This is a genomic window from Corynebacterium axilliensis (assembly GCF_046097495.1).
Classification (GTDB): Bacteria; Actinomycetota; Actinomycetes; order Mycobacteriales; family Mycobacteriaceae; genus Corynebacterium.
In genome coordinates this window covers 2,511,498-2,537,260 of sequence record NZ_CP175768.1, presented here as the reverse complement: position 1 = coordinate 2,537,260, position 25,763 = coordinate 2,511,498, and the positions used below count along the sequence as shown (strand labels likewise).

23 protein-coding genes and 2 pseudogenes are annotated in these 25,763 nt (G+C 65.1%); 18 read left to right on the top strand and 7 right to left on the bottom strand.

The window, feature by feature from the left end; translation table 11 throughout:
- Window positions 1-26: 26 nt before the first annotated feature.
- A complete protein-coding gene (locus ACKFR8_RS12170) occupies window positions 27-470 on the bottom strand; it encodes a DUF3499 domain-containing protein (protein ID WP_296132823.1) in 444 nt (147 codons plus the stop codon).
- A gap of 93 nt (window positions 471-563) precedes the next feature.
- Between ACKFR8_RS12170 and ACKFR8_RS12165 the strand changes: the two genes are divergently transcribed.
- Window positions 564-1,034, top strand: a complete 471-nt coding sequence (locus ACKFR8_RS12165; protein ID WP_408930206.1) for a metallopeptidase family protein — start codon at window positions 564-566, stop codon at window positions 1,032-1,034.
- Between the two features lie 94 nt (window positions 1,035-1,128).
- Here the strand turns inward: ACKFR8_RS12165 and ACKFR8_RS12160 are convergent, their stop codons facing one another.
- From ACKFR8_RS12160 to ACKFR8_RS12150, 3 genes and pseudogenes are all read right to left on the bottom strand, one after another.
- On the bottom strand, window positions 1,129-1,377 hold the full coding sequence (locus ACKFR8_RS12160) for a WhiB family transcriptional regulator (RefSeq protein WP_296132853.1): 249 nt from the start codon (window positions 1,375-1,377) through the stop codon (window positions 1,129-1,131).
- Window positions 1,378-1,927: 550 nt separating this feature from the next.
- Window positions 1,928-3,007 (bottom strand): annotated as a pseudogene (locus ACKFR8_RS12155) (sugar phosphate nucleotidyltransferase); the annotation flags it as partial.
- A 63-nt stretch (window positions 3,008-3,070) separates the two neighbouring features.
- The gene (locus tag ACKFR8_RS12150; RefSeq protein ID WP_408930205.1) at window positions 3,071-3,946 is read right to left on the bottom strand and encodes a glycosyltransferase family 2 protein; all 876 of its coding nucleotides are present in this window, start codon (window positions 3,944-3,946) and stop codon (window positions 3,071-3,073) included.
- A 90-nt stretch (window positions 3,947-4,036) separates the two neighbouring features.
- On the opposite strand from ACKFR8_RS12150, the gene ACKFR8_RS12145 reads away from it, so the two are divergent.
- From ACKFR8_RS12145 to ACKFR8_RS12135, 3 genes are read left to right on the top strand one after another with little or no spacing between them, the layout of a single operon-like run.
- The gene (locus ACKFR8_RS12145; RefSeq protein WP_296132813.1) at window positions 4,037-5,698 is read left to right on the top strand and encodes an LCP family protein; all 1,662 of its coding nucleotides are present in this window, start codon (window positions 4,037-4,039) and stop codon (window positions 5,696-5,698) included.
- Between the two features lie 48 nt (window positions 5,699-5,746).
- Window positions 5,747-6,466: a TIGR03089 family protein gene (locus ACKFR8_RS12140; RefSeq protein ID WP_296132812.1), complete on the top strand. Its 720-nt coding sequence runs from the start codon at window positions 5,747-5,749 to the stop codon at window positions 6,464-6,466.
- 30 nt (window positions 6,467-6,496) lie between these two features.
- A complete protein-coding gene (locus ACKFR8_RS12135) occupies window positions 6,497-7,216 on the top strand; it encodes a sulfite exporter TauE/SafE family protein (RefSeq protein ID WP_296132810.1) in 720 nt (239 codons plus the stop codon).
- Window positions 7,217-7,241: 25 nt separating this feature from the next.
- Here the strand turns inward: ACKFR8_RS12135 and ACKFR8_RS12130 are convergent, their stop codons facing one another.
- Window positions 7,242-8,123 (bottom strand): LysR family transcriptional regulator, encoded by an 882-nt coding sequence (locus ACKFR8_RS12130; RefSeq protein ID WP_296132808.1) that lies wholly within the window; start codon window positions 8,121-8,123, stop codon window positions 7,242-7,244.
- A gap of 130 nt (window positions 8,124-8,253) precedes the next feature.
- Between ACKFR8_RS12130 and ACKFR8_RS12125 the strand changes: the two genes are divergently transcribed.
- Genes ACKFR8_RS12125 through ACKFR8_RS12115 form a run of 3 tightly spaced genes read left to right on the top strand, consistent with a single transcriptional unit; the run spans window position 8,254 to window position 12,313 of the window.
- Complete coding sequence (locus tag ACKFR8_RS12125; protein WP_408930204.1) at window positions 8,254-9,912, top strand: thiamine pyrophosphate-dependent enzyme; 1,659 nt, start codon at window positions 8,254-8,256, stop codon at window positions 9,910-9,912.
- Between the two features lie 9 nt (window positions 9,913-9,921).
- The gene (locus ACKFR8_RS12120; protein ID WP_296132804.1) at window positions 9,922-11,259 is read left to right on the top strand and encodes an aromatic amino acid transport family protein; all 1,338 of its coding nucleotides are present in this window, start codon (window positions 9,922-9,924) and stop codon (window positions 11,257-11,259) included.
- A 13-nt stretch (window positions 11,260-11,272) separates the two neighbouring features.
- Window positions 11,273-12,313, top strand: coding sequence for a histidinol-phosphate transaminase (locus tag ACKFR8_RS12115; protein ID WP_296132802.1), 1,041 nt, complete (start codon window positions 11,273-11,275; stop codon window positions 12,311-12,313).
- On the opposite strand, the gene ACKFR8_RS12110 is transcribed toward ACKFR8_RS12115, so the two are convergent.
- Window positions 12,310-12,984: a TetR/AcrR family transcriptional regulator gene (locus ACKFR8_RS12110; protein ID WP_408930203.1), complete on the bottom strand. Its 675-nt coding sequence runs from the start codon at window positions 12,982-12,984 to the stop codon at window positions 12,310-12,312. The two genes, ACKFR8_RS12115 and ACKFR8_RS12110, sit on opposite strands and share 4 nt — an antisense overlap.
- A 124-nt stretch (window positions 12,985-13,108) precedes the next feature.
- Between ACKFR8_RS12110 and ACKFR8_RS12105 the strand changes: the two genes are divergently transcribed.
- From ACKFR8_RS12105 to ACKFR8_RS12085, 5 genes are all read left to right on the top strand, one after another.
- Window positions 13,109-14,614: a flavin monoamine oxidase family protein gene (locus ACKFR8_RS12105; RefSeq protein ID WP_296132799.1), complete on the top strand. Its 1,506-nt coding sequence runs from the start codon at window positions 13,109-13,111 to the stop codon at window positions 14,612-14,614.
- A gap of 2 nt (window positions 14,615-14,616) precedes the next feature.
- A complete protein-coding gene (locus tag ACKFR8_RS12100) occupies window positions 14,617-15,561 on the top strand; it encodes a universal stress protein (protein WP_296132797.1) in 945 nt (314 codons plus the stop codon).
- Complete coding sequence (locus ACKFR8_RS12095; protein ID WP_408930202.1) at window positions 15,558-17,111, top strand: APC family permease; 1,554 nt, start codon at window positions 15,558-15,560, stop codon at window positions 17,109-17,111. The genes ACKFR8_RS12100 and ACKFR8_RS12095 overlap by 4 nt, the downstream gene beginning before the upstream one ends.
- Window positions 17,112-17,136: 25 nt before the next feature.
- The gene (locus ACKFR8_RS12090; protein WP_296132793.1) at window positions 17,137-18,513 is read left to right on the top strand and encodes an NAD-dependent succinate-semialdehyde dehydrogenase; all 1,377 of its coding nucleotides are present in this window, start codon (window positions 17,137-17,139) and stop codon (window positions 18,511-18,513) included.
- Window positions 18,514-18,694: 181 nt separating this feature from the next.
- Window positions 18,695-19,567 carry a DUF559 domain-containing protein gene (locus ACKFR8_RS12085; RefSeq protein WP_296132790.1) on the top strand — a complete coding sequence of 291 codons (873 nt, stop codon included), beginning with the start codon at window positions 18,695-18,697 and terminating at the stop codon, window positions 19,565-19,567.
- A gap of 99 nt (window positions 19,568-19,666) precedes the next feature.
- Here ACKFR8_RS12085 and gabT read toward each other — a convergent pair whose 3' ends face one another.
- Window positions 19,667-20,995, bottom strand: coding sequence for a 4-aminobutyrate--2-oxoglutarate transaminase (gene gabT, locus ACKFR8_RS12080; RefSeq protein ID WP_296132785.1), 1,329 nt, complete (start codon window positions 20,993-20,995; stop codon window positions 19,667-19,669).
- A 118-nt stretch (window positions 20,996-21,113) separates the two neighbouring features.
- Here gabT and ACKFR8_RS12075 point away from each other — a divergent pair, with 118 nt between their 5' ends.
- From ACKFR8_RS12075 to ACKFR8_RS12050, 6 genes and pseudogenes are all read left to right on the top strand, one after another.
- Window positions 21,114-22,556, top strand: coding sequence for a PucR family transcriptional regulator (locus tag ACKFR8_RS12075; RefSeq protein ID WP_296132783.1), 1,443 nt, complete (start codon window positions 21,114-21,116; stop codon window positions 22,554-22,556).
- An 87-nt stretch (window positions 22,557-22,643) separates the two neighbouring features.
- Window positions 22,644-23,054 (top strand): acyl-CoA thioesterase, encoded by a 411-nt coding sequence (locus tag ACKFR8_RS12070; protein ID WP_296132781.1) that lies wholly within the window; start codon window positions 22,644-22,646, stop codon window positions 23,052-23,054.
- Between the two features lie 22 nt (window positions 23,055-23,076).
- Window positions 23,077-24,048: an NAD(P)H-dependent flavin oxidoreductase gene (locus ACKFR8_RS12065; protein ID WP_296132779.1), complete on the top strand. Its 972-nt coding sequence runs from the start codon at window positions 23,077-23,079 to the stop codon at window positions 24,046-24,048.
- A gap of 2 nt (window positions 24,049-24,050) precedes the next feature.
- Entirely contained in the window at window positions 24,051-24,851 is an 801-nt protein-coding gene (locus ACKFR8_RS12060) for an enoyl-CoA hydratase-related protein (RefSeq protein WP_408930201.1), read from the top strand.
- 97 nt (window positions 24,852-24,948) lie between these two features.
- Window positions 24,949-25,368: pseudogene (locus tag ACKFR8_RS12055) on the top strand (PEP-utilizing enzyme); the annotation flags it as partial.
- A 113-nt stretch (window positions 25,369-25,481) separates the two neighbouring features.
- Window positions 25,482-25,694 (top strand): putative PEP-binding protein, encoded by a 213-nt coding sequence (locus ACKFR8_RS12050; RefSeq protein ID WP_408930200.1) that lies wholly within the window; start codon window positions 25,482-25,484, stop codon window positions 25,692-25,694.
- Window positions 25,695-25,763: the final 69 nt, after the last annotated feature.

Sequence of the window (25,763 nt, the reverse complement as noted above, 5' to 3'; positions counted from 1 at the left end):
GACCACAAGCATACCCGCGTACCCGGCTACTCTACGTCGGGCACCACCGTAAGATGTGCGCGTCGGCGCTGCCGGGCGTCGTGCACGCGGCGCGTGCGGAAGACCGGGTGGTTGGAATTGCGGGGATCCGCGCCGTCGAAGGTGGCAGCGTAATCAATGGGATCGGCACCAGAACCCGTCGTCGAATCGTCGACGAGCCCAGTGGTCACGCGGCCGGCCTCCTTCACGGCCTCCGCCAAGGCGGTGAGGTCATCGTCCTCATCCAGCTCGATGCGGTCCACGCGCACCATCTCCCAGCCCTGCGGCGCAGTGATGCGCTCGCTGTGCTTCTCACACAGATCCCAGCTGTGTGGGTCAGCTTCCTCAGAAAGCGGACCGACCACAGCAGTCTGCTGGGCATAGGCGTACGTCAACGTTGCCACGGCGGGACGGCCGCAGCCGGGGCGAGAGCAATGGCGGGAGGAAGTCACGCGCCCAAGTCTAAACCCTAACTTGAGATTTGAATAGTCCTGCGCGGCGAGTCTGCGCCTTTCGCCCCGCGTCCGCGCTTTAGACTTAGCCGCATGAACGCTCCCCGCCCGCACATCCGCCCGGCCCGCCACCGCCACGGCCGCGGCGCCCGCGGGCCGCTGCTGCCGCAGGCCACCCCGCGCTACCGCAGCGCCGCTGAGCGCTTCGATATGGCGGTCTTGGAGGCCTACGCCCCCATCCAGAACTCCTTCGCGGAACAGCTCGCCGGCCTAGATCTGGCGGTGGATACGGTGCCCCGCATGCGCCTGTCCGTGGACATGACTGTGCTGCCGGACGAGATCATCGCGGATGGCCCCGTACCACTCGGGCGCATCGTGCCTGCCGGCGTGGATTCTCACGGCCAGCCCACCCGCGCCCGCCTAGTCATCTTCCGCATGCCCGTGGAAGAGCGGGTGCGCTCGGCCCGCGAGCGAGAAGAGCTCCTCTCCACCGTGCTTACCGCCCTGGTGGCTAACTACCTCAACCTCGACCCGGAGGATATTGACCCGCGCTTTAGCTGGTAAGACATAAAAATCTCCCCGTCACAGTACCCCACCAGCCTCGCTACACATACAGAAGGCTGATGAGCACCACGACGGGGAGAAGGATTCTTCAGAACTAGCTGATTTCCCGCTTCAGGCGGCGGCGCTCACGGTCCGAAAGACCGCCCCAGATACCGAAGCGCTCATCGTGCTCGAGCGCATACTCCAAGCATTCATCGCGCACCGCGCAGGCCTGGCAAATACGCTTGGCCTCACGGGTTGAGCCGCCCTTTTCTGGGAAAAAGGCTTCCGGATCCGTCTGGGCGCACAGCGCCTGGTCTTGCCACTCCTGCTCGACGGCACCAAAGAGTTCATCGAGCGACATCTCTGCAGCAGCACCGCCACGGAGAATAGCGCTGTTATTCGATTTATTGTCCACGCCGCTTCCTTTCTCCGAGGTCGTTTCTCTCTTAGTCGGTGGCACCGACCCTACACCGAGAATTACTTCTGGTGCCGTGCCCGCCGTGCCGTTGATTACACTGATGTCATTTCACACCGGATCACTAAATATCGTCAACCTGTCCCGAGTGATTTCTCCGCGAACTCGACAAAAACGCAGCACACGATCCCCAATTTTCACACCAGTCACACAACCCACCCTGCGGGGGTGAACGTAGGGGGTACTACATGTAGTGGCACCCCTTAACCCTGTGAACAATTCCAAGGTTTCCTCGGCGTGTCGCCACCCAAGCACAGAGATCTCGTGGATCCCTCACACACCACGCGGCACATGGCGGCAAGAACGTAGAAGCAACAAGAAACGACAAAAAGGCGCCGAAGGAAGCTGTCCTCCCTCGGCGCCCCTGCCTGCCTGCCGGCCGGCCGGACCGGCTAGCTACGTCGATGCCGCACTCGGCGCTTAAGCGTCCGAGCTGAAAACGCACGCCCGCATCCGGGATGCTCACACCCGGGAAGACGCGCATGCCGCCCTGCAGTTCGCAGCGCGCGCCGATGGTCGCGCCTTCGCCAATCACACAGTTGTCGATGTGGGCGTTGGCGCCGATGTGCGCGCCCGAGGCGATGATGGAGTTGCTAATGATCGCCCCCGGCTCAATCTTCACACCGTCGAAGACCACGGTGCCATCCAGGCGCGAGCCCGCGCCGATCTCGGAGCCGCGACCCACCGCAGTGCCGGAGAGCAGGAGCACGCCGCCGGCGATACCGGCGGACTCATCCACCACGGACTCGCCGGTGCGGCCCGCCAGCAGCGGCGAGTGGGCGATGCCACGCACAAGGTCAGAGGAACCGCGCACGAAGTCATCCGGGCGGCCCATGTCGCGCCAGTAGGAGTTGTCCACGTGGCCCACCACGAGGCGGCCGGACTCCAGCAGCTGCGGGAAGGTCTCGCGCTCCACGGAGACCACGCGGTCTGCCGGAATGGTCTCGATGACCTCGCGCTTGAACACGTAGCAGCCGGCGTTGATCTGGTTCGTCGGCGGATCCTCGGTCTTCTCCAAGAAGGCGGTCACGCGGCCGTTGGAATCCGTCGGCACGCAACCAAACGCGCGGGGGTCCGCCACGTTGAGCAGGTGCATCGTCACGTCCGCATCCTTGGCGTGGTGCGTGTCCAAGATGCCGTTGAGGTCCATGCCGGACAGGACGTCGCCGTTGAAGACCATAACGGCGTCGTGGCGCAGCTTGTCGTAGACGTTGCGGATTCCGCCGCCGGTACCCAGCGCGGTCTCCTCCACCACGTATTCAATCTCCAGGCCCAAGTCGGAGCCGTCGCCGAAGTACTCCTCAAAGACCTCCGCCTTGAAGGACGTAGACAGCACCACGTGCTCAATTCCGGCGTCCTTGATGCGGGCCAAAAGGTGCTGCAGGAAGGGGTAGTTCGCCGTCGGCAGCATCGGCTTCGGCGTACCAATCGTCAGCGGGCGCAGGCGGGTGCCGCGGCCACCGACCAGAATCACGGCATCTGCCGTGGAACCCCACTGGGGTGCTGCATCAGTCATAGTGTCTCTGCGTTCCTTTAACTCTTACTGATAAATCAGGCTTAGTGTATCCGCCACACGGCCCTAGGAGCGGTCGCGGCACGCGCTAACCGCCACGCCGCGCAGCCGCAGGCCCAGCCACAGGGCCGCGCGTAGCGGCGCCTCGAACCACCGCGGATGCCGGTCCGCCTGGAAGCGGTAGGCCGAATCATGGTGGGCGCGCAGCATCGCGCCGCGGTGCGCCTGGGTGGAATGTCCCTTGGCGTGGGTAATTTCCGCAGTCGGGCAAAAGATGTTGTCCCAACCAGCGCGGGTGAAGCGGTCTCCTAGGTCCACGTCTTCCAGGTACATGAAGTAGCGCTCGTCAAAGCCGCCAATCTGCTCGAAGGCCTCCCAGCGCACCAAGAGGCAGGAGCCGGAGAGCCAGCCCGCGGGGCGCTCGGTGTCCATGTCAGCGTCGTCGCGGTAGGCCGTCGACCACGGGTTGGAGGGCCACACCGAGCCCAGCAAGGCGTGCCCGATGCCGGTGGCCAGGGTCGGCACGGCGCGCGCCGAGGGGTAGTTGGTGCCGTCGGGCTCCACGATGCGCGGTCCCACCGCCGCAGCCTCCGGGTGACGCTGAGCGCACTCAATGAGCTCGTCCAGGGAGCCAGGGTTGAAGGTGACGTCCGGGTTGGCGATGAGGAAGAACTCCTCGTCCACGCCGCGCTCGCGGGCGTAGCGCGCGCCGGCGTTCATTCCGGCACCGTAGCCCAGGTTTCCGCCGGTGGCGAAGAATTCCACGCCGGAGTGTTCCGCGGCTGCGGCCTGCGGCACGCCGTCGGTGGATCCGTTATCCGCGAGGACCACATACGTGTCCCGCGCCGTGGCCGCGCGCAGCGAGGTCAGGAAGGCGCCGAGGTAGCGGCCGGGGGAGAACGTCACCGTCACGACGGCGAGAGGTTTGCGTAGTTCTTTCACGATGGCATTGAGAGTACTAAACCTGCCACGCTGCACGCGCTCGCGACACTGCTTCACGGTTTTCGGGTTCGCTCACTTAGACTATGTGCCGTGACTTCCCCGAATTCCCCACGCGCCGCCCGCCGCATCCAGGCCGCGCCGTCCTCCCCCGTGTCCGCGCCGCAGCGCGGCTCCACCCCGGTCAAGGCAGTCGTGTCCTTCCTGTCCGCGGTGGTGCTGGTGCTCTCCGGCGTGGGATATTTCACCGTCGGCAAGCTGGGCAATGACATCTCGTCTGCCTCGAACCTGTCCTTGGGCAACGACGGTGGTTTTAAGGACAACGGTCTCGATGGCGCCGTGGACATCCTGCTGGTGGGCAAGGACTCACGCACGGACGCCAAGGGCAATCCCCTCTCCGAGCAGGAGCTGGCGGACCTGCACGCCGGCGTGGCCGAGGGTGAAGAAAATACGGACACCATCATGGTCATCCGCATCCCCAACGACGGCTCCCGCGCCACCGCGGTCTCCATCCCGCGCGATACCTACGTGCACGACGGCGAATTCGGCAACACCAAGATCAACGCCGTTTTTGCGCTGCACAAAGAAGACAAGATGCAGGAGCTCATCCAGGAAAACGCCGAGGCCGAGGCAGCCGGCAAGAAGGCTCCGCATACCGAGAAGGAGATGGAGAAGGAAAGCACGGAGGCCGGCCGCGCGGGGCTGATTTCCATGGTGCGCACGCTCACGGATGTCAGCGTGGATCACTACGCCGAGGTGGGACTGCTCGGCTTTGTGCTGCTTACCGACGCCGTCGGGGGCGTCGACGTCTGTCTCAACAACGACGTGGATGATCCGATGTCGGGTGCGAAGTTCCCCAAGGGCCGCCAGACTCTGCACGGTGCCCAGGGCCTGTCCTTCGTGCGCCAGCGCTACGACCTGCCGCGCGGCGACCTGGACCGCATCGTGCGCCAGCAGGCCTACATGGCCTCGCTGACCTCCAAGGTGCTGGACTCGGGCACATTGACCTCGCCCGGCAAGCTCAACAAGATTGCGGATGCCGTGGAGCGATCCGTCGTCATCGATGACGACTGGGACATCATGGGCTTTGTCACCCAGCTCGCTGGCTTGGCCGGCGGCAACGTCACCTTTACCACCATCCCGGTGACCTCGATTACCGGCACGGGCGACTACGGCGAGTCCGTGGTCACCATCGATACGGCCGAGGTCCACCGCTTCATGGATGATTTGGCCAAGTCGCAGGAGGCGGCCGAGGCCAGCGATCAGCCGGAGGGCGCGCCGTCCGAGGACAACACCGAGGTGGATGAGAAGCCCGTGGCGGACGACATGGAGCTGCACGTGCTCAACGCCGGCACCGTGGACGGCATGGCCGGCGGTATCGGTACGTGGATGAAGAACGTGGGCTACTCCGTCGAGCGCACCGCCAACGCACAGTCGGGCCTCTACTCGGAGTCCCAGATTGTCGCCGCCGATGCGAACGACGAGCGCGCCCAAGCGCTGGCGGAGCAGATGGGTGGCCTGCCGGTGACGGCGAACGAGAACCTCGATCCGGATACCTTCATCGTCGTCGCCACCGACGACTACGCCGGCCCCAAGGACGATTCCGCCATGGAGGAAGAGGCCGCCCAGGCCAGCGAAGCCGACTCTGCAGCGGGTTCGGAGGACCAGGTGGGTACCCCGGGCGATGACTTCGGCACCGCCGAGGTCGCCCCGGAGATCGATGCCGGCGGCGACGGCCCGCGCTGCGTGAACTAGCAGAAGGATCGTGGCGGGCATCCGGCCCGCCACCTACGATGGGCGGACATGGAACTCCTACAGCACCTCCTGTCCGCCGACGCCGCCGCCCCGCGCCTGAGCGTCTACAACGAGGCCGACGGCACGCGCATGGACTTTTCGGCGCAGACCCTGGACAACTGGGCCTCCAAGATTGCCAACATGCTGCTGGAGGAGCTGGACCTAGAGCCCGGCGGTGAGGCGCGCATCCGCATCGACCTGCCCGTGTCCTGGCAGGCGGCGGTCATCGCGCTCGGGGCGCTGGCCGCGGGCGTGGACTTCGATATCACCGACGGCACGCCCCGCTCTAACGAAGCAGCTGGCAACACCCCTGCCGCCGGCGCCCCAGCTACCGACGCCCCTGCTGTCGTCTTCACCTCCCCCGAGTCCTTTGCCGCCGGCGGCGTTCCCGGCGCGGACACCGTGCTCGTCACCCAGGATCCGTTCGGGCGCGGCGTGGTGGAAAGCGGCGGGGAGCTGCCCCTGGGAACCATTGACTTTGGCCCCACCGTGCGCTTCTACGGGGATCAGTTCTATGGCCGGACCACCCCGCTGCCCCAGCTCTTCCCCACCGACTTCGAAGCCGAGCGCGTGCTCTCCCAGGGCTGGCAGGATTTCGCGTCCTTCCAGCGCGCGGTCCTTGAGCCGCTGGCGGCCGGCGGCTCCGCCGTTGTCGTGTCCGGGTTGTGCTCCGCCGACCGCTTGGAAGAAATCGCGTCCAACGAAAAGGTCACCGTGCGCGCCTCTTAGGGTGCAGAAGTGCTGTGAGATAGTAGAGCAATGGTTAGCGGGCTCTACATCTTCATCGGTGTGCTCATCCTCGTGGGCACCATCTGTCAGGGAACAATTGGCTTTGGGCTCGGCACCATTGCCACCCCGATCCTGGCGCTCATTGCACCGGAGCTCGTGCCCACGCTGGTTCTACTGCTGGCCTTCGTCATTTCCACGACCACTATGCTCAAGGCCCGCGCGGCAGTGTCCTGGGACATCGTGGCCATCTCCTCCCTCGCGCGCATCCCGGGCTCAATGCTCGGCGCGTGGGCGATTGCCTCGCTCTCCCACCCCGGCCTATCCCTCTTCATTGGCTGCGCCGTCATCCTGGCCATGACGCTGTCCAGCCTCGGCTGGTCGCCGAAGCGCACGACGTCCACCATCGCGGTGGCGGGCGTGGCCTCCGGGTTCTTAGGTACCTCGACCTCCATTGGCGGCCCGCCCATGGCGCTGGTGCTCAAGGGCTACGATCCGGACCGCGTGCGCGGCACCCTGTCTGGCACCTTTATCGTCGGCACGCTCATTTCCCTGGTCATCCTGGCGCTCCACGGGCAGGTCACCCAGCTACACCTCACCGCCGCTGCGGCCTACCTGCCCGTGGCTATCGTGGGGCTTATCGCCGCGGGCTTCCTCAACCGCTACATCAACGCGCGGATCCTCAACCGCATCGTGGTGGTGGTCGCCATCAGCGCCGCGCTAGCACTCATTGCTGAGGCCCTCCTGGCGTAGCTGCCCCGCCCCCACCGGACCGGGCTTAGCACAGCGAGCGCGCGATAAAGCCGCGGAAGCGCTCCGCCAGGTCCGCGAGCTCCTGGCCCGCGAAGTGGCCAGGGCGCCAGGCGGCCACCAGCGGAACCCCGCCGATGCTCTCTTCCCCGGCCACGATGTCAAAGCCCACCAGCCTGTCCGGCTGCAGCTCCGTCATGAGCGCCACGGCCCGCCCGGCGCGTGCAAGCGCACAGAGTGTCGCCGTGTCATCGCACTCCACGTGCGGGCCCAGGCTCAGGCCCGCGGAACCAATGAAGGAATCGATCACGCCGCGCGAGACACTGCTGCGCGACGGTAAAACCAAGCGCTCCTCCAGCAGGCGCCGAGCCTCCACCGTGGCCGCGCCGCTGCACTCCGCCACCAAGGGGTGTGCGGGCGGGACCCAGGCGCGCACGGGCACCGAGCCCAGCGGCAGCGAGGCCACCTCGCGCACCGGCGGGATCGGCGCGATGACCATGTCCGCGGCACCCTCCAAGGCGTCGAAGACCTCGTAGTGCGAGGTGGGGATGCTGGTGAGCAGGGGAATTGCGGAGCCGGCCTCCTCAATAAAGGGAGCCAGCAGCGTGGAGATTGTCGTCGGCGTGGCCGCCACCCGCAGCGCCGGGGCCGTGCCCGCGCGGAGGACCTCCACCGCCCTGCCGGCGCGGGCGGCGTCGGCAAGGAGTCGCCGGCAGATGGGGAGGAGGGCCCGGGCGGCGTCGGTAAGCACCAGCGTCGATCCTGCCCGCGCGAAGAGCTCCAGGTCGAGCTCCTCCTCAAAGCGCCGCAGCTGCCGGCTCAACGCCGGTTGTGTGATCCCTAAGCGCTCCGCGGCTGCGGTGACCGTTCCGCTCTCTGCCAGGGTCAGGAGATATCTGGCCTTCACCATGTCCATTCCCCTACTCCTACCACAGATCATGCCCTAAAGGCATGACTATCCAACTTTATCGGCATTAGACAACATGGAATCAGCCCAGAATAATGGGACCACCAACACAGTAAATCTAGGGAGGTTCCTAATGTCACACGTCGGCATCGCTATCGCCGAAACCCTCGCCGCGCACGGCGTCAGCCGCGCATTCCTTGTGCCCGGCGAAAGCTTCCTGCCGGTCCTCGACGGACTCTACGACTCCCCGGTGGAGGCCATCGTCACCCGCCAGGAAGGCGGCGCGGCGTACATGGCAGAGGCCCACGGCAAGGCCACCGGCGAGCCGGGCGTGGCCATGGTCACGCGCGGACCCGGCGCGGCCAACGCCTTCGTGGGCATCCACACCGCCTGGCAGGACGCCACTCCGCTGGTCCTCTTCGTCGGCCTCATCCCGGTCTCCGACCGCGACCGCGAGTCCTTCCAAGAGTTCGACCCCAAGGCGTGGTTCGGCACCCAGGCCAAGCAGGTCTTCGTTCTCGACGATCCCGCGCGCGCCTCCCGCGTGGTGGCGGAGGCCTTCTTCCAGGCCAAGCAAGGCCGCCCCGGCCCCGTCATCGTGGGCCTGCCGGAGGATGTCCTCCACCAAGAGTTCACGGGCACCATCCACCAGCCTATCCCGGTATCGGAGGGCGCACTCTCGGCCGCGGACCTGGACTTCCTTTCCGATGAGCTAGCCCGCGCCGAGCGCCCCCTGTTCTTCGCCGGCGGCCCGCGTTGGACGCCGGAGGCAGCGGAGCAGATTACGCGCTTTGCAGAGGCCCACCGCATCCCCATCATTCAGGACTTCCGCGCCGCCGACCGCGTGCCCTTTGACTCCCCCGCCAACGCCGGGTGGCTGGGCTACGGGCGCGATCCGCGCGCCGCGCAGCTGCTCGAGGCAGCCTCCCTCGTCGTTGAGATCGGCGCCGTGCTGGGCGACGTCCCCACGGACGGCTACACCCTGCGCCAGTCCCCGCAGGCCCGCAACATCGCCATCAACCCGGACACCAGCCTGCGCGGGCACTCCGTAGCACTTGAGCGCCACATCGTGGCCAGCCCGGTGGCCTTCGCCGCCGCGCTGGAGGACCTCACCCTGGAGGGTACGGCCGAGCGCGGCGAATGGTTCGACACCGCCCACGCCCACCACCTCGAGTTCGCCACCCTGCCCCAGCCGGCGGACTACCGCCCGGGCAAGGACGGCACCGCCCACCTGGAGTCCATCCTCGCCGCGCTCCATGAGCAGTTGCCGCAGGATTCCCTGTACACCTTCGGCGCGGGCAACCACTGCATCTGGGCGCAGCAGTTCCTGCGCTCTGCGGTCTACCCCTCACAGTTCAGCGTGCGCAACGGCTCCATGGGCTACTCCGTGCCCGCGGGCGTGGCCACCAAGCTGCAGTTCCCCGAGCGCACCGTCGTCACCATCGCCGGCGACGGCGAGTACTTCATGAACGGCCAGGAGCTGGCCACCGCCCTGCAATACGGCGCGCCCTTCCTCATCATCGTCATGTCCAACGGTGAGTTCGGCACCATCCGTGACCACCAGAAGCGCCACTTCCCGGACCGCGTCTCCGGAACGCAGCTGGTCAACCCGGACTTTGCGGAGGTGGCCAAGAGCTTCGGCGCCCACGGCGAGCTCGTCACCGAGGACTCCCAGGCCGCCGGCGCCGTCGCCCGCGCGCTCGACGCCATCCAGAACCAGGGCGTGCCCGCGCTCATCAACATCATCACCGACCAGGACCATTCCCTCCCCATCGCACCAAGGACCGCCTAAGGACCCATCATGAGTACCACTAGCAACTCCCGCCCGATTCGCCTCACCGAGGACGACCACGCCCCGCCCCAGCACAGCACCGACGGGACCGACGGAGACGCGAAGCAGCGCCCAGCCGCCTCCACCGCTTCCTGGATCATCACGCTCTTCGGCACCGCCGTGGGCGCCGGCATCCTCTTCCTGCCGCTCAACGCCGGCGGCTTCGGCTTCTGGCCACTGGTCTTCGCCACGGTCTTTATCTTCCCGCTGGTGTACTTCTCCCACCGCACCTACGCGCGCATCGTCGCCGGTGCCCCGCAGAAGGACCACGGCAAGGACATCCTGGAGCTGGTCTCCCAGTATTTAGGCAAGCGCTCCGGCATCATCTTCGCGGTGCTGTATTGGATCACCGTCTTTTCCACGGTGCTCATCTACGGCGTGTCCATTACCAACGCCGTAGACAGCTTTATTGTCAACCAGCTGGGTGGGCCGTCTATCAACCGCCCGCTGCTCGCCGTCATCTGCGTCGGCGTCATGACCGGTGCCTTCGCTATCGGCCGCAAGCCCATGATCTGGCTGGCCCAGGTGCTGGTCTACCCGCTCATCATCGCGTTGGCGGTGACCTCGATCTACCTCATCCCCCGCTGGGACCTGCACAGCTTCATCCACTACGACGACGGCGCGGACGGCCTGGGACAGATCCTCAAGGGCATCTTCCTCATCCTGCCGGTGCTGGTGTTCTCCTTCTCCCACATGGCGGCCCTGTCCCAGTTCGCCATCGACATGCAGCCGCAGTACGGCGAGAAGACAGAAAAGCGCGTGTCCCGCACCGAGTTCTACACCTCCATCCTGCTGGTGGTCTTCACCATGTTCTTCGTGTGGTCCTGTGTCCTCGCTCTGGGCGCGGACGGCATGAATGAGGCACTGGAGCAAAACATCCCGGTCCTGTCGTACTTTGCCAACGTCACCGGCACCCCGTTCATGGCCTACATGGCGCCCGTCGTGGTCATCTGCGCCATCGTCTCCTCCTACTTCGGCCACATGCTGGGCACCGAGGAGGGCACGGAATACTTGCTGCGCAACGCCGCCCCGGCGCTGGCAGAAAGGGTCTCCCACCGCACGCTGCTCAACATCATCTACGTCATCGCCTTCGTGTGCACCACGCTGGTGGCGGTGTTCAACCCGTCCATCATTTCCATGATTTCTGTGGTCTCCGGCGTGTTCGTGGCGTTCATCGTGTACCTCGTACCGGTATACATGTTCAAGAAGCTGGACGTGTACAAGAAATTCCGCAACGACCCCTGGAACTACTTCGTCTTCGGCATGGGCCTGCTCATTATGGCCGTGACCATCTGGGACATGATTTAGAAAGGACTGATCTGTGCTTCGCAATGACCTCAATGCCTTCCCCGACTACCAGCCGGGCAAGGACTACCCGGATGCCCTCAAGCTGTCCTCCAACGAGGTAGCGTTCGAGCCCTCGAAGGACATCATCGCCGCGGTGGCGGAGGCCGCCTCCTCCACCAACCGCTATCAGCAGCCGGGCAGCCCCGAGCTCACCAACGCGTTGTGCAACTACCTCGACGTGCCCGCCGAGCACATCTTCGTCTCTGCCGGCTCCACTCCCATCCTGCAGGCCACCATTCTGGCCTGCTGCCAGACCGGCGACGAAGTCGTGGTCCCCTGGCGCAGCTTCGAGGCCTACCCCCTCTACGTGCGCATGGCCGGCGCCGAGCCGATCCTCACCCCGCTTACCGACGACTACGCCGTGGATCTCGACGCCGCCCTGGCCGCCATCACCGACAAGACCCGGCTCATCATCCTGTGCAACCCCAACAACCCCACCGGAACGGTCTTCACCCGCGGCGAATTCCGTGCCTTCATGGACCGCGTCCCGGAGGACGTCGTGGTCTTGCTCGACGAGGCCTACTGGGAGTACAACGATGCCCCCGATACCCCGGATTCCGTGGAGGAATACACCCGCTACCCCAACCTGCTCGGCGTGCGCACCTTCTCCAAGGCGTGGGGCCTGGCCGGCATGCGCGTAGGCTACGCGGTGGCCGGCCCTCAGCTCATCAAGGCCCTGCAGCTGCTCTCCCTGCCGCTTACGGTGACCACCATGGCAGAGATGGCCGCGGTGGAAGTGCTCAAGCACCACGACGAGCTTGACGACGCCGTGGCGGAGACCAAGGCCCAGCGCGACCGCGTGACTCAGGCCCTCGGCGCCCAGCAGTCCTACGGCAGCTTCGTGTGGCTGCCCCGCGGGGATGCCCGCGACGTAGAGCAGAAGGTCCTGGACCAGGGTGTAGTTATCCGCCGCTACCTCGACGAAGGCGTGCGCGTGTCCATCACCAACGAAGAGGAGACGACGCAGTTCCTCGAGGCCTGGGAGCGGGCTGGGATTGAGCCCTGGGAGGGCTAACCAGCAAGATCTGCCAATAACGCGGCGAGCCCTACACGAAAGGGCTCGTCCGCATAGGGGTTCGTGTCCGGCTCCCCGGCGTCCTCCGCCGGCAGGAAGGCAGCCTGTGCCGCCATGAGCGTGGGGGCGCTCTCCTGACTTCCGGGCAGTACCTCAAAGATGTCCGTGGGGGCATGGACATCGTAGGCACTGCCGTAAATGAAGGACTCCAGCGCGACAATGCGGGGGACGATGTTTTCGCGCGCCACACCGGCGTGCTCGAGGACCCGCGCCACCAGCTCATACATCTCCACGGTGCGGGGTGCTCCGGAGATGGGGGTGGTGGCAATGAACTGCACAAGTGGCGCGTGCCGCGCGCACACGTCGCGGTAGGACATAGCCCACTCGATCAAGGCCCCGTGGGGCGTGCGCTCTGGGGCTCCAGCAAGTACCGCGCGCAAAGGCCCGCACTCGACCTGCTCCATGACGACATCTTCCACGAGGGCCAGCAGATCGTCTTTCCCCGAAACGTGGTTATAGAGCGCGCTGGTTCCCACACCTAGCCTCCGTGCAATGCGGGACATGGTCAGTTTTTCATACCCCTCTTCCCCCACAATGGTGAGCGCAGCCTGCGCGATTTTATCGCGATTGACCAGCGGCTTAGTCGGACGACCTTTAGATCGGTTACGCACCACAGTCCAAAGTCCTTGTCTTAGATTACGTTTGTTCTGTACAGTGATACGTGACACAAAATGAATATAGTTCATTTTCGTCTCACTTGTCCTTCCATCGTCCCATAGGAACGGAGACACCATCATGACTTCCCTTATCCCATCCGACAATCCCGTCATCGAGCGTGACGTCGTCGTCATCGGCGCCGGCCCCGCCGGCCTCATGGCGGCCCACACGCTCAAGAAGAAGGGGCTGAGCGTCGCCGTCCTCGAGGCTCGCGAGCGCGTCGGTGGCCGCACCTGGAACGGCAAGGTCAAGGACGCGAACGGCGTGGAGCACTTCGTTGAGCTGGGTGGCCAGTGGATTTCCCCAGACCAGACCCGCCTCATCGAGCTCGTTGACGAGCTCGGCCTCGAAACCTTCTCCCGCTACCGCGAGGGCAAGTCCATCTACGTGGCCCCAGACGGCACCCGCCACGAATACGAGGGCACTGTCTTCCCCGCCGACGAGAAGACCATCGCCGAGATGGACCGCCTCATCAAGATCATGGATGACCTCGCCGCCGAGATGGACCCGGCCAACCCGTGGTCCCACCCGAAGGCGAAGGAGCTGGACTCCATCTCCTTCCGCAACTGGCTGGAAACGCTCTCCGACGATGCCGAGGCGATCGATAACGTCTCCATCTACGTTGCCTCCGGCATGCTGACCAAGCCTTCCTACGCCTTCTCCACCCTGCAGGCAGTCCTCATGGCGTGCTCCGCAGGCTCCTTTAGCAACCTCGTGGACGAGGACTTCATCCTGGACAAGCGCGTGGTCGGCGGCATGCAGTCCGTGTCGTTGACGCTGGCTGAGGGCCTGGGTGAGGACGTTCACTTGGGCACCCCGGTCCGCGAGCTGCACTGGGTCGAGCCGGACCCCTCCACGGCCGATGAGCTCAACAAGATCGAGGCCGACGTGCGCAACGGTGTGGCCGGCAACGGCGAGCCGGGCAACGTCACCGCCTACTCTGAGAAGGTCACGGTTAAGGCGCGCTTCGCCGTACTGGCAGTGCCGCCGAACCTCTACAACCGCATTTCCTTTGTGCCGCCGATGCCGCGCGACCAGCAGATCGCACACCAGCACATTTCCATGGGCCTGGTCATTAAGGTCCACGCGGTCTACGAGACCCCGTTCTGGCGCGAGGACGGTCTGTCCGGCACCGGCTTCGGCGGCGGCCGCTTGGTGCAGGAAGTGTACGACAACACCAACTACGGCAAGAACTTCGCGGAATCCACCGACGGAGAAGAGGACCGCTATGGCACCCTTGTCGGCTTCGTCTCCGACGTCTACGCCGAAGAGATGTGGCACCTGTCTGCAGAGGAGCGCAAGGTGCGCATCCTCGAGGCCATGGCGGACTACCTGGGCCCGAAGACCAAGGAGCCCATCGCCTTCTACCTCTCCGACATGGCGGCGGAAGAGTGGACTCGCGGCGCCTACGCCACCTCTTACGATCTGGGCGGGCTCTCGCGCTGGGGCCACCTGCAAAACGAGCCGACCGGCCCGATTTACTACGCCTGCTCCGACATCGCCGCCGAGGGCTACCAGCACGTCGACGGCGCCATTCGCCAGGGCGAGATCGCTGCGCTGACCATCGCTGAGAAGGCACAGTAGCCATGTCCGCCTCTGACTTCCCACGGCGCGGCGCCAGCGGCGCGATCCTCGTCGGCTACGTTTCTACCGACTACGGCATGGACGCCCTTCGCCTGGGCATTGCCCTTGCCAAGGAGCGCAACGTCCGCCTCGAGATCGTCATGGTCGCCCCAGCCCAGAACTCGTTCTCCGGCGTCTACCCGCACGACCGCGGCTACGGCTCCATCCTGGAAGAACAGATTGCTGGCTGGCTTGAAGACGCTCTGGCTGAAGTCCCCGAAGGCATCAACGCCACCGCGCGCATCGTACCGGGCGATTCCGAGGCCGCGGCCTTGAGCGCCACGGCGCAGGAGCTGGGCGCGGATATCCTCGTCGTCGGCGCGCGTAAGGGTGGAATCCTCGGTCGCTTCAAGATGGGATCCGCGGTCAACGCGCTGCTGCATTCCGCTCCGGTACCGGTCGCGCTCGCACCGCGGGGATATTCCCACCCTGGCCCGATCTCCCGCATCACCACGTTCTTTGGCCCCCGCCAAGGAACCTCCGACGTCATCGCCATCGGACTCGACCGCGCCCGCCGCCGCGGGGTGTCGCTGCGGCTCGTCTCGCTCGTCCTCAGCGGCGAGTCGGACATGCAGGGCCTCGGCACCGATGTTCCCAGCGCCGTCCGCGCCTACGCTAATCGACGTCTCGGAGACGTCGCCCAGCACATGCTCGACGCCGGGCACGCCACCACCGAAGTAGCCTCCGGCAAAGACGTCGCCGAAGCCTTGGAGAAACTCGAGTGGGACCACGGCGAGCTGGCTGTCGTCGGCTCCTCCCGCATGGCCGTTCCCGGCCGTCTGTTCCTCGGCACCACTGCCTCGCGCATGTTGCGCCTTATCCCCGTCCCTATGCTCGTCGTGCCGGCTGGATACATGCAAGCCGGCGAGGACGAGAACCTCATCCCGAAAGGTGGCAAGAACACATGACCACCGCAACTCCCCCAACCGCCCCCACTACAACGATAAGCGGCAGCTCCTCCGACAAGGGGCTTGCCACCGGCCGCGTAGGCCTTCTCGGCGCCGTCGTCATTGGCGTCAGCTGCATCGCCCCGACCTACACTCTGACCTCCGGTATTGGACCCACCATTTCCGCTGTGGGCCAGTACGTCCCCGCCGTCCTCCTGCTCGGCTTCATCCCCATGCTGCTCGTGGCCTTTGCCTATCGCGAGCTCAACAACGCGGTTCCAGACTCCGGCACCTCGTTCACGTGGGCCACCAAAGCCTTCGGGCCATGGGCCGGATGGATGGGCGGCTGGGGGCTCATCACCGCGACGATCCTGGTTCTGTCGAACCTGGCCGCTGTCGCCGTAGACTTCTTCTACCTGCTACTGGGCCAGCTCTTTGGCAACCCCGCCATCAGCGACCTGACCCGCAACCTGTGGGTCAACATCCCCACCACCTTCGCCTTCATCACCATCGCGGGGTACATCTCCTACCGCGGCCTTGATTCCACCCAGAAGCTGCAATACGTGCTCGTTGCAATACAAATCGCCGCCATCGTGCTTTTCGACGTCGTGGCGATCCACAACGCCTACACCCACGGTGGCTTCGACTTCACACCGATTTCCCTGGAATGGTTCAACCCCGCAGGAATCGGTAGCTTCTCCCTGGTGGCTGCCGGCATCTCCTTGTCCATCTTCATGTTCTGGGGATGGGACGTGACCCTCACGATGAACGAGGAGACGAAGAACCCCGAGAAAACCCCGGGCCGCGCAGCGACGATTACGGTGCTCATCATCATCGCCCTGTACATCCTCACAGCGCTCGCCGTCATCAGCTGGGCCGGCACCGGTGATACCGGTCTGGGCGCCGGCAACCCGGACAACCAGGAGTCCATCTTCGCCGCACTGTCGGAGCCGGTGCTGGGCAAGGCCTCGATCCTCATCTACATCGCGGTCCTGTCCTCGTCCTTCGCCTCCCTGCAGTCCACCATGGTCGGCCCGGCGCGCACCTTGCTCGCGATGGGCTACTACCGGGCGCTGCCCCCGGCCTTCGCCAAAATCAGCCCGCGCTTCCGCTCCCCATCGACGGCGACCATCGCCTCCGCGGTGGCAGCTGCCGTCTTCTATGCAGCCACGCGTCTGATTTCAGAAAACGCCCTGTGGGACACCATTGCCACGATGGGCCTCATGGTGTGCTTCTACTACGGCATCACCGCTGTGGCCTGCATCTGGTACTTCCGCCACGAGCTGTTTAGCTCCCTGCACAGCATCGTGTTCAAGTTCCTCTTCCCCACCGTGGGCGGCGGATTCTTGCTTATGATGTTCTTCATCACCGCCTACGATTCCATGGACCCGTCCTACGGCTCGGGGTCCGAGATCGGGGGCATCGGAATGGTCTTCATTCTGAGTGTCGCTATCTTGGGCCTTGGCGTGGTGCTCATGCTCTTCACCCGCTTCGCCCACCCGGGCTTCTTCAAGGGTGAAACGCTCACGCGCATCACGTCCCGAGACGACGTCCAGGAAACCCTGGTATAAACGCACACGAGATAAGGAGTGACTAATGTCTAACACCTACCGAGTACAAAATCCCGTAACGAACGAAGTCGTCGAAAACTTTGACCAGGCTACCGACGCCGAGATCGAGGCCGTTCTGGCCAAGTCCGCCGCCGCATACCGCGCCTGGTCTGAGCGCCCGATGTCCGAGCGCGCAGAAATCATGACCCGCGTGTCCGAGCTCTTTGTAGAGCGCAAGGACGAGCTCGCCACCATCGCCGGCGAGGAGATGGGCAAGATCCACTCCGAAGCTGTCGAGGAAGCCGAGTTCTCCGGCGCCATCATCAAGTACTACGCCGAGAACGGCGAGGACTTCACCAAGGACCAGGAGATTCCGACCGCGTCCAACGGTACCGCCGTTATCCGTCGCCTGCCCCTCGGCCCGCTGCTGGGCATCATGCCGTGGAACTTCCCCTACTACCAGATCGCGCGCTTCGTCGCCCCGAACCTGATGTTGGGTAACACCATCATTCTCAAGGACGCCGAGATTTGCCCGCGCTCCGCACTGGCCGTGCAGAAGATCATGGATGACGCTGGCGTTCCGGAAGGCGTGTACAACAACGTCTTTGCCAACCACGACCAGATCTCCACCATCATCTCCGACTCCCGCGTGCAGGGCGTGTCCCTCACCGGTTCCGAGCGTGCTGGTTCCATCGTCGGCGCACAGGCTGGCGAGAACCTCAAGAAGGCCGTGCTGGAGCTCGGCGGTTCCGACCCGTACGTGCTGCTGGACACCGACGATGTCAAGGCTGCCGCCCAGCTGGCGTGGAAGACCCGCATGTACAACACCGGCCAGGCCTGCAACTCCAACAAGCGCATGATTGTCATGGAGGACATCTACGACGAGTTCGTCGCCGAGCTCGAGCGCCTCGCCGACGCTGCCGTTCCGGTCACCCCGGACAAGGAGAAGGAAGGCGGCTACTCCGCACTGTCCTCCCGCGATGCTGCTGAGAAGCTGCGCGACCAGCTCGACCGCGCCGTCGAAGCTGGCGCCAACCTGCGCGTGGGCGGCGAGCTTTCCGAAAAGGGCGCCTACGTCTCCCCCGCCGTCATTACCGATATCCCGGTTGGCTCCGACATCTACTACGAGGAGTTCTTCGGTCCCGTCGCAGCTGTGTACAAGGTCAGCAGCGACGACGAGGCCCTCGACCTGGCCAACAACACCCAGTACGGCCTGGGCGGCACGGTCTTCTCCCAGGATCCCGAGCGCGCTGCCGCCATCTCCCGCCGCCTCGAGTGCGGCATGGCCAACGTCAACACCCCGGCTGGCGAAGGCGAAGAAATCCCCTTCGGCGGCGTGAAGCGCTCCGGCTTCGGCCGCGAGCTGGGTCCGCTGGGCATGGATGAGTTCGTGAACAAGCAGATGTACTACGTGGAGAAGTAAAGCTTCTTCGCCTCCTTAAGCCGGAGAAATCTTCCGAGGAGACTGCCTGATCCTGCTGGATCTCGCGGTCTCCTTGGCTGTTTTCTTCGGGATAGGGAGACTCCGCCCTGCGCAATCGTCCCCATGAAGCTACGCTGACAGTGCTGCGGGGTGCAGCACTCAATCATTTCAGGGGGATATCATGACCACTTTGGTCGTCACCGGCATCAGTAGCTCAGCGATCTACCGCGGAGTAGCTTCCGGGCGCTACGTCAAGATCTGTAACCGCGTCTACCTTCATCGCGAACCCACCGCACGCGAGCTCATCGCCGTACTGTCGGCGCGGTGGCCGGGGCTTCTCGCCACAGGCAAGTCTGCCGCAGAACTCTATTTGGGGCAGGAACTAACCCTCCCCCTCACCGTCGCACATGACCAACGCCTGCCTTCGTCGACGTACTTCACAGGGGTCCGCACGAACCGCCTTTCCTCGCTATGCGTTGATGGGATAGATGCTCACATACCGTGCCTGGCCATCGAGCATCTCGATGATGATGCCCTCGCCATCACCGTCTTGGAGAGCTTTTACCGGAGGCGCCAAGGAAACGCATTCGTGGAAAGAGATAACGCAGGAACCCGACTATCCGCGCGAGCTAAGGCTCTACTCAGCAGAGCAGCCCTTGCCACTGACAGCGGCGCAGAAAGGATCCTCATCCGCGCCCTCAAAGAACGTGGCCTGCGTGTAGAAAACAATGTGTACATGGGGGCCTATTACTGGGACATCTATCTCCCCCAGCTCAATGCCATCATTGAGATCGACGGTTACTCGGTACACCGGGCTGACAATCGCACCGTGTTTATCAGGGACCGTTGGAAGGGAAACGACGCAGTACTAGCTGGATACATTTTCCTGCGCTACACCGGCACGTGCATCAAGTGGGAGCTTCAGCGGGTTGTGGACAACATCCTCTCCGCTCGCAAGGCGCCGGTGCCCATGCCGGAGCAAGGAGTGTGGGATTGGCACGAGGGAATATTGCGTGAGGCCTACCCCGAGCAAGGCTTTGAACTGTCGCTCTAACCGACGAAAGCAGCCGAGGAAGCCTCTCGAACCACTGGGCTCCAAGAGCTTCCTCGGCTGATTTCCACACAGGCACCGCGCGCTGCGACCCTGCCCGGCCTACTTAAACTCGTTGAACTGCTTCACCACTACCTGCAGCGCCTCGCGCCACAGGTCCTCCGGGATGGCCAAGGACGGCAGGAAGCGGATGACGTTGTGGTCCAAGCCGCAGGTGAGAAGGAGTACGCCTTCGGACTTGGCACCGCCGGCAATCTTATGCACGAGCTCGGAGTCCGGCTCGCCGTCGGCGGTCACGAACTCGAGGGCGAGCATGGCGCCGCGGCCGCGGAACTCGGCCACGCGGGAATCGCCAAGAATTGGCTCCAGCTCCTCGCGGGCGATCTTCTCCAGGTTCTGGGCGCGAGCGCCGAAGTCCTTCTCCTCAAATTCCTGGAAGGTAGCCAGTGCTGCGGCACAGGCCACCGGGTTACCGGTGTAGGTGCCACCCAGACCACCCGGTTGCGGGGCGTCCATGATTTCGGCGCGGCCCGTGACCGCAGACAGTGGCATGCCGGAGGCAATACCCTTCGCAATGGTCACCATGTCCGGCACGATCCCCTCGTGGTCGGAGGCGAACCAGGTGCCGGTGCGCATCATGCCGGCCTGGATCTCGTCGACGATGAAGACGACGTCGTTGTCGTTGCACCACTTCTGGATGGCGGCCAGGTATCCCTCGGCCGGGACGACGAAGCCGCCCTCGCCCTGAATCGGCTCGGTGACCACGCAGGCCAGGTTGGCGGCGCCGACTTCCTGCTCAATCATGGTGATGGTGTGCTTGGCGGCCTCGGCACCGCTGAGGCCGTCGCGCAGCGGGTAGGACATCGGCGCGCGGTAGATTTCCGGGGCAAAGGGCCCGAAGCCGTTCTTGTACGGCTGCTGCTTCGCGGTCATGCCCATGGTGAGGTTGGTGCGGCCGTGGAAGGCACGGTCCATGACCACGACTCCGCGCTTGCCGGTGTAGTTGCGGGCAATCTTCACGGCGTTCTCCACGGCCTCGGCGCCGGAGTTGAACAGCGCGGTCTTCTTCGGGTGGTCGCCCGGGGTGACCTCGTTGAGCTTTTCCGCCACGGCCACGTAGGACTCGTACGGGGAGATAGTGAAAGAGGTGTGGGTAAAGTGCGCGACGGCCTCCTGAACGGCGGCAACGACGGCCGGGTTGGATGCGCCAGCGGAGGTGACGGCAATGCCGGAGGCAAGGTCGATGAAGCGGTTGCCGTCGGCGTCGACAAGAATGCCGCCGTCGGCGTCGACCACGTACCCCGGCAGGGACGGCGCCATGCCGGCCGGCAGGGCGTTCTTGCGGCGCTCATCCAGCGCGGCACTCTTCGGGCCGGGGACCTGCTGGCCCAGGTGGCGGGACTGCTCGATGTGGTACTCAAGTTCCTGCATGATGCTCCTTTACGTTCTGTAGGTAACTGCGATGCACATAGTGTGTCCCACAACACTCGCACAACTCTATGGACGAAGTGTACAAATTTAGGACCACCGACTGTGTAGTGTGTCCACCATGCGTGAGATCTCATTCCGTTGGCTGAGCAATCAGCGCTCGCTCAACCTGCGCCCCATCTTCGAAGGCCCCGCCCACTTCGACACCATCCACAGCTCTGAGCTTTCAGACCCCACCGAGTTCACCACGCCGGGCGCGCTCATTCTCACCCTTGGCTTGGCCTTCGAGGACAACGAGGAGGGCTTCGAGCACTATGCCGCCTCCCTGACCGCCGCGGGCGTGCACGGCATTGGATTCGGCACAGGCCTGGCATTTTCCCAGGTTCCACAGGCGCTTGTCGACGCCTGCCGCCGCCACCACCTCACCCTCATCGAGGTTCCCCGCGCCACGCGGTTTATCGCCATCATGTCTGCGGTATCGCAGGAGCAGTCGCGTCTAAACAACAACGCGCAATTCGCTCTTCACCGCCAACAAGAACGCCTCAACAAGGCAGCCGCCGACGGCATCGGCGCGCTTATTGCGCAGGCCAGCAAGGAGCTCGGCGCTGCGGTGGCGGTGTCCAGCACGTCCACCACGGTGAGCCGAGTGGACCACGGCGGACGAAGCGCCGAGGCAGCGGCACGAGAGGCGGCGGAGCAGACGGGGCGGGGCGCGGGGACGTCGACAAGCGCGGGCGCCACCATCACCAGCGTCTTTGGCTCCACCGGACGCCGCTTCGCCGTGGCCGTGACCCGCACAGAAAAGTTCGATTCCTACGCCCGCGCCCTCATTCGCCACCTGGCGGGTTTGAGCAGCCTGCTCTTAGACCACCCCGACACCACGGCGCAGACCATTTTGGGCGCTTTGGCGCTCGACGCACAGCTCGCCGGACTGGACAGCCCCGCCCTGCAGGCTGCCTTTCATATGGTGGACCGCCATGGCTCCATCGACCTTGTCCACATCGCCGCCCCGTCGCCGTCGCGGCTCGCTCGTACCCTCTCCGAGCTCGACAAGGCTGAGCCAGTGCTCTTTGCCCGTCCCGACCACGATTCCGCCCTTATCGCCCTGCCGCCCGGGGCCGCGCAGGACGAGTTGTGGAGTAAGCATGCGCGCTACCTGCGGGTGGCTATTTTGCGGAATGCGCAGTGGCAGGAGCTGAGCCCCGCGGTCGCTTCAGCGCTTACCGCACATGCGCGCAGCCTCCCCATGGGCACCACCTCCCCGTACAGCTCCGCGGCACCCTCCTGGCTGGCGGAACCAGGCGTGCCCGAGGCGCTGGCTACCCGGCGCGCGAGAACTGTAGACGTACTTGCCGCGCACGACGCGCGTCACGGCACCGAGCTCACCGAAACCCTTCGCGCATTCCTCGTGGGCAACGCGAACCTCGCCACCGCGTCGGCGGAGCTGGGGGTGCACCGCCACACGGTGCGCGCGCGGCTGGACAAGGTAGAGAAGCTGTGCAGCGTTGACCTGAGCAATCCAGTGACGCGTGCGGAGCTACTTCTGCTCAGTGTTAGCGCCTGAAACATTTCTCCACGAACGCGAGTTGCGAACCACAATTCGCATGTATAGTGACATACAACACTCAGAATCGCTCACCCAAGGAGGACTATGCGCGCCCCCGACAACGCCATCCCGGTAACCCTCGCCCTACGGTGGTCCGACCAGGACGCGAACGCCCACGTTAATAACGCCACCATCGTCACCCTCGTGGAGGAAGCCCGGGTGCGCGCGGCGAAAGATCTCATCGGCCCGATCTCTACAGAAAGCATCGTTCACGTGGTGCGTTCCCTTAACGTCGTCTACGACGCCGAGCTCACCTACGCCGATTCCATCGAGGCCCGCGTGTGGGTCTCCCACATCGGGAACACCTCCTACACCGTCACCCACGAGCTCATCCAGGAGGGAAAGTCCTGCGTGACGGCGACGGCCACGCTCGTAGTCATTGACACCACGCAGCGCCGGCCCACCCCCCTTCCGGAAGACCTCATCCAGCGCTTGCGCGCCCATCTTTCCGAATAGCCATTCACCTAAGGAGTTCACCATGGTTTCCACCCGCGTTACTGAGATGCTCGGCATCGAGCACGCAATCATCCAAGGCGGCATGCAGTGGGTCGGCCGCGCTGAGCTCGCCGCGGCTGTGTCCAATGCCGGCGGACTCGGCATCATCACCGCCCTGACCCAGCCCACCCCGGAGGACCTGCGCCAGGAGATCCGCCGCGCCCGGGAGCTCACGGACAAGCCTTTCGGCGTCAACCTCACCATGCTGCCGGCCATCACGCCGCCGCCGTACGCGGAGTACCGCGACGTCATTATTGAAGAAGGCGTGAAGATCGCCGAGACCGCCGGTAATAACCCGAAGGACCACATGCCGGCCTTCAAGGACGCCGGTATCACCGTCATCCACAAGTGCACCTCGGTGCGCCACGCGCTTAGCGCGCAGAAGGTGGGTGTCGACATCGTGAGCATCGACGGTTTCGAGTGCGCCGGACACCCGGGCGAGGATGACATTCCGGGCCTGGTACTCATCCCGGCGGCAGCGGACCAGCTGGATATCCCCATCATCGCTTCCGGCGGATTCGCCGATGGCCGCGGGCTCGCCGCTGCCTTGACCCTGGGCGCCGAGGGCATCAACATGGGCACCCGCTTCGTCGCGTCTGCGGAGGCGCCGGTGCACGAGAACGTCAAACAAGCCATCGTGGAGCGCTCTGAGCTCGATACCCAGCTCATCCTCCGCGAGCTGCGCAATTCCACCCGCGTGGCCAAAAACGCCGTGAGCGACGAGGTGGCCGAGCGCCTAGCGCAGGGCGCGGAATTCGGCGATATCCGCCACCTGGTCGCCGGCAAGCGCGGCCGCGCAGTCTACGAAACCGGTGACCTGGATGCCGGGGTGTGGACCTGCGGTACCTCGCAGGGCCTCATCCACGATGTCGCCCCGTGCGCCGACATCGTCTCCCGCATCACCGCCGACGCCGAGCGCATCATCTCCTCCCTCACCGACCTTGTAAAGGACTAACCATGACTGACGCTATCCTGATCCGGCGCGAGGGTGCTGCCCTCATCGCCCAGATCAACAATTCCTCTCGCCGCAATTCCATTGCCAAGGAACACTGCCTCGCCTTGTCTGCCGCGCTTGATAGCGCCTCCCGCGACCCCTCCGTCCGCGCCTTCATCATCACCGGTGACGAGACCGCCTTCTGTGCCGGCGCGGATATCGTGGCCGCCGCCCAGGCCGCAGCCGCCGCGCAGCAGTCAGGCGAGGTACCGGACCCGGCGGAGTCGACGATGCTGCCGCAGCTCAACGCACTCATCGCGCAGATTCAGGCCGCCGAGGTTCCTGTCATCGCCGCGGTCGAAGGCGCGGCCGCCGGCGCGGGCGCCTCGCTGGCCTTGGCCTGCGATCTCATCGTGGGCGGAGAGGAATCCTACTTCACGCTGCCCTTCGGAAAGATTGGCCTCATCCCGGATGGTGGCGTGAGCCTGAGCGCCTACGCTTCGCTGGGTCGCCACCGCGCCCTGGCGCTATCCCTGCTGCAGGACAAGCTGGGGGTCGAGGAGGCGGAGGACGCGGGGATCGTCGCCAAGCGCGCGCCCCGGGGCCAGGCCTTAGAGACCGCCTTGAAGGTGGCCGAGTGCTTCCACGCCGCGCCGCGCGACGCCCTGGCGAAGGCCAAGGAGGCCATCAACCGCACCGCGCTGGGCCAGCTTGAGGAGCAGCTAGCCTGGGAGGAGCCGACGCAGTACGCCCAGATGTCCTCGGCCGGGCACAAAGAGGGCGTAATGGCCTTCTTGGAAAAGCGCCCCGCCCAGTTTGACTAGCAGCTGATTGCCAGGCTGATTCCATGGCCCTGTCAGTGCGTTTGGCCATACTCACTCTTGTGCGTTTGAGAGAGCGCATGCGAGAGAGAACCCCTCGATCCTCGTCGCCGCGGACCTCGCCCCCGCGGAAACCGTCACCCTGGACCCGGCCCGGGTCCTCGGCATCGTCACCGAGGCCGGCGGCGCGACCTCCCACACCGCGATCCTCGCCGCCCAGCTGGGCATCCCTGCCGTGGTGCAGGCCAAAGGTATCCTCGGGGTCGCGCCCGGGAGCTTTGTAGCTATCGACGGCACCTCAGGCGACGTCATCATCACCCCCAGCGACACTGACACCGCCGCCCTGGCCGAGCGGTCGCGCCGCCGCGCGGCTGCTTTGGCGGGCTCCACGGGCTCGGCGGAGCACAACCACAGGGTGGCGCTGCTGGCCAACATCGGCACCGTCGCAGACGCCGCCGCAGCGTCTGGCCTGGACCTGGAGGGCTGCGGCCTGCTCCGCACCGAGTTCCTCTTCGTGGACCGGGAGAGCGCGCCGACCGTGACGGAGCAGGCGGAGATGTATGCGGGCGTGCTCAGGCGTTCGGGCGCCGCCGCGTGGTCCGCCCTTGGCCGCCGCGGGCTGCACCTCTCTCCATGGCGCGCGAGGCGGTCGACGGCTGCGACCTGTGGGTCATGGCCCCTATGGTGGCCACGCAGGAGGAGGCCGAGTGGTTTGTGCGCCGCGCCCGCTCCTTCGGCCTGCCCCAGGTCGGCGTGATGGTGGAGACCCCGGCCGCTGCCTTGACCGCCGAACAGCTCCTGGGTGCGGCGGACTTCGCCTCCATCGGCACGAACGACCTGCTCTGATACCCGAGGGCAATTGCTGTAAGAATAATCACCCTCTCGCGATGCCTGTGGCGCATGGTGGCGGGTTTA

Coding starts and splice junctions, on each gene's coding strand:
- ACKFR8_RS12105 (WP_296132799.1), top strand. CDS start 13,109: ATGACTTCCCTTATCCCATCCGACAATCCCGTCATCGAGCGTGACGTC.
- gabT (WP_296132785.1), bottom strand. CDS start 20,995: ATGCAGGAACTTGAGTACCACATCGAGCAGTCCCGCCACCTGGGCCAG.
- ACKFR8_RS12065 (WP_296132779.1), top strand. CDS start 23,077: ATGGTTTCCACCCGCGTTACTGAGATGCTCGGCATCGAGCACGCAATC.
- ACKFR8_RS12085 (WP_296132790.1), top strand. CDS start 18,695: ATGACCACTTTGGTCGTCACCGGCATCAGTAGCTCAGCGATCTACCGC.
- ACKFR8_RS12075 (WP_296132783.1), top strand. CDS start 21,114: ATGCGTGAGATCTCATTCCGTTGGCTGAGCAATCAGCGCTCGCTCAAC.
- ACKFR8_RS12165 (WP_408930206.1), top strand. CDS start 564: ATGAACGCTCCCCGCCCGCACATCCGCCCGGCCCGCCACCGCCACGGC.
- ACKFR8_RS12130 (WP_296132808.1), bottom strand. CDS start 8,123: ATGGTGAAGGCCAGATATCTCCTGACCCTGGCAGAGAGCGGAACGGTC.
- ACKFR8_RS12120 (WP_296132804.1), top strand. CDS start 9,922: ATGAGTACCACTAGCAACTCCCGCCCGATTCGCCTCACCGAGGACGAC.
- ACKFR8_RS12095 (WP_408930202.1), top strand. CDS start 15,558: ATGACCACCGCAACTCCCCCAACCGCCCCCACTACAACGATAAGCGGC.
- ACKFR8_RS12160 (WP_296132853.1), bottom strand. CDS start 1,377: ATGTCGCTCGATGAACTCTTTGGTGCCGTCGAGCAGGAGTGGCAAGAC.
- ACKFR8_RS12135 (WP_296132810.1), top strand. CDS start 6,497: ATGGTTAGCGGGCTCTACATCTTCATCGGTGTGCTCATCCTCGTGGGC.
- ACKFR8_RS12140 (WP_296132812.1), top strand. CDS start 5,747: ATGGAACTCCTACAGCACCTCCTGTCCGCCGACGCCGCCGCCCCGCGC.
- ACKFR8_RS12100 (WP_296132797.1), top strand. CDS start 14,617: ATGTCCGCCTCTGACTTCCCACGGCGCGGCGCCAGCGGCGCGATCCTC.
- ACKFR8_RS12070 (WP_296132781.1), top strand. CDS start 22,644: ATGCGCGCCCCCGACAACGCCATCCCGGTAACCCTCGCCCTACGGTGG.
- ACKFR8_RS12060 (WP_408930201.1), top strand. CDS start 24,051: ATGACTGACGCTATCCTGATCCGGCGCGAGGGTGCTGCCCTCATCGCC.
- ACKFR8_RS12050 (WP_408930200.1), top strand. CDS start 25,482: ATGGCGCGCGAGGCGGTCGACGGCTGCGACCTGTGGGTCATGGCCCCT.
- ACKFR8_RS12125 (WP_408930204.1), top strand. CDS start 8,254: ATGTCACACGTCGGCATCGCTATCGCCGAAACCCTCGCCGCGCACGGC.
- ACKFR8_RS12090 (WP_296132793.1), top strand. CDS start 17,137: ATGTCTAACACCTACCGAGTACAAAATCCCGTAACGAACGAAGTCGTC.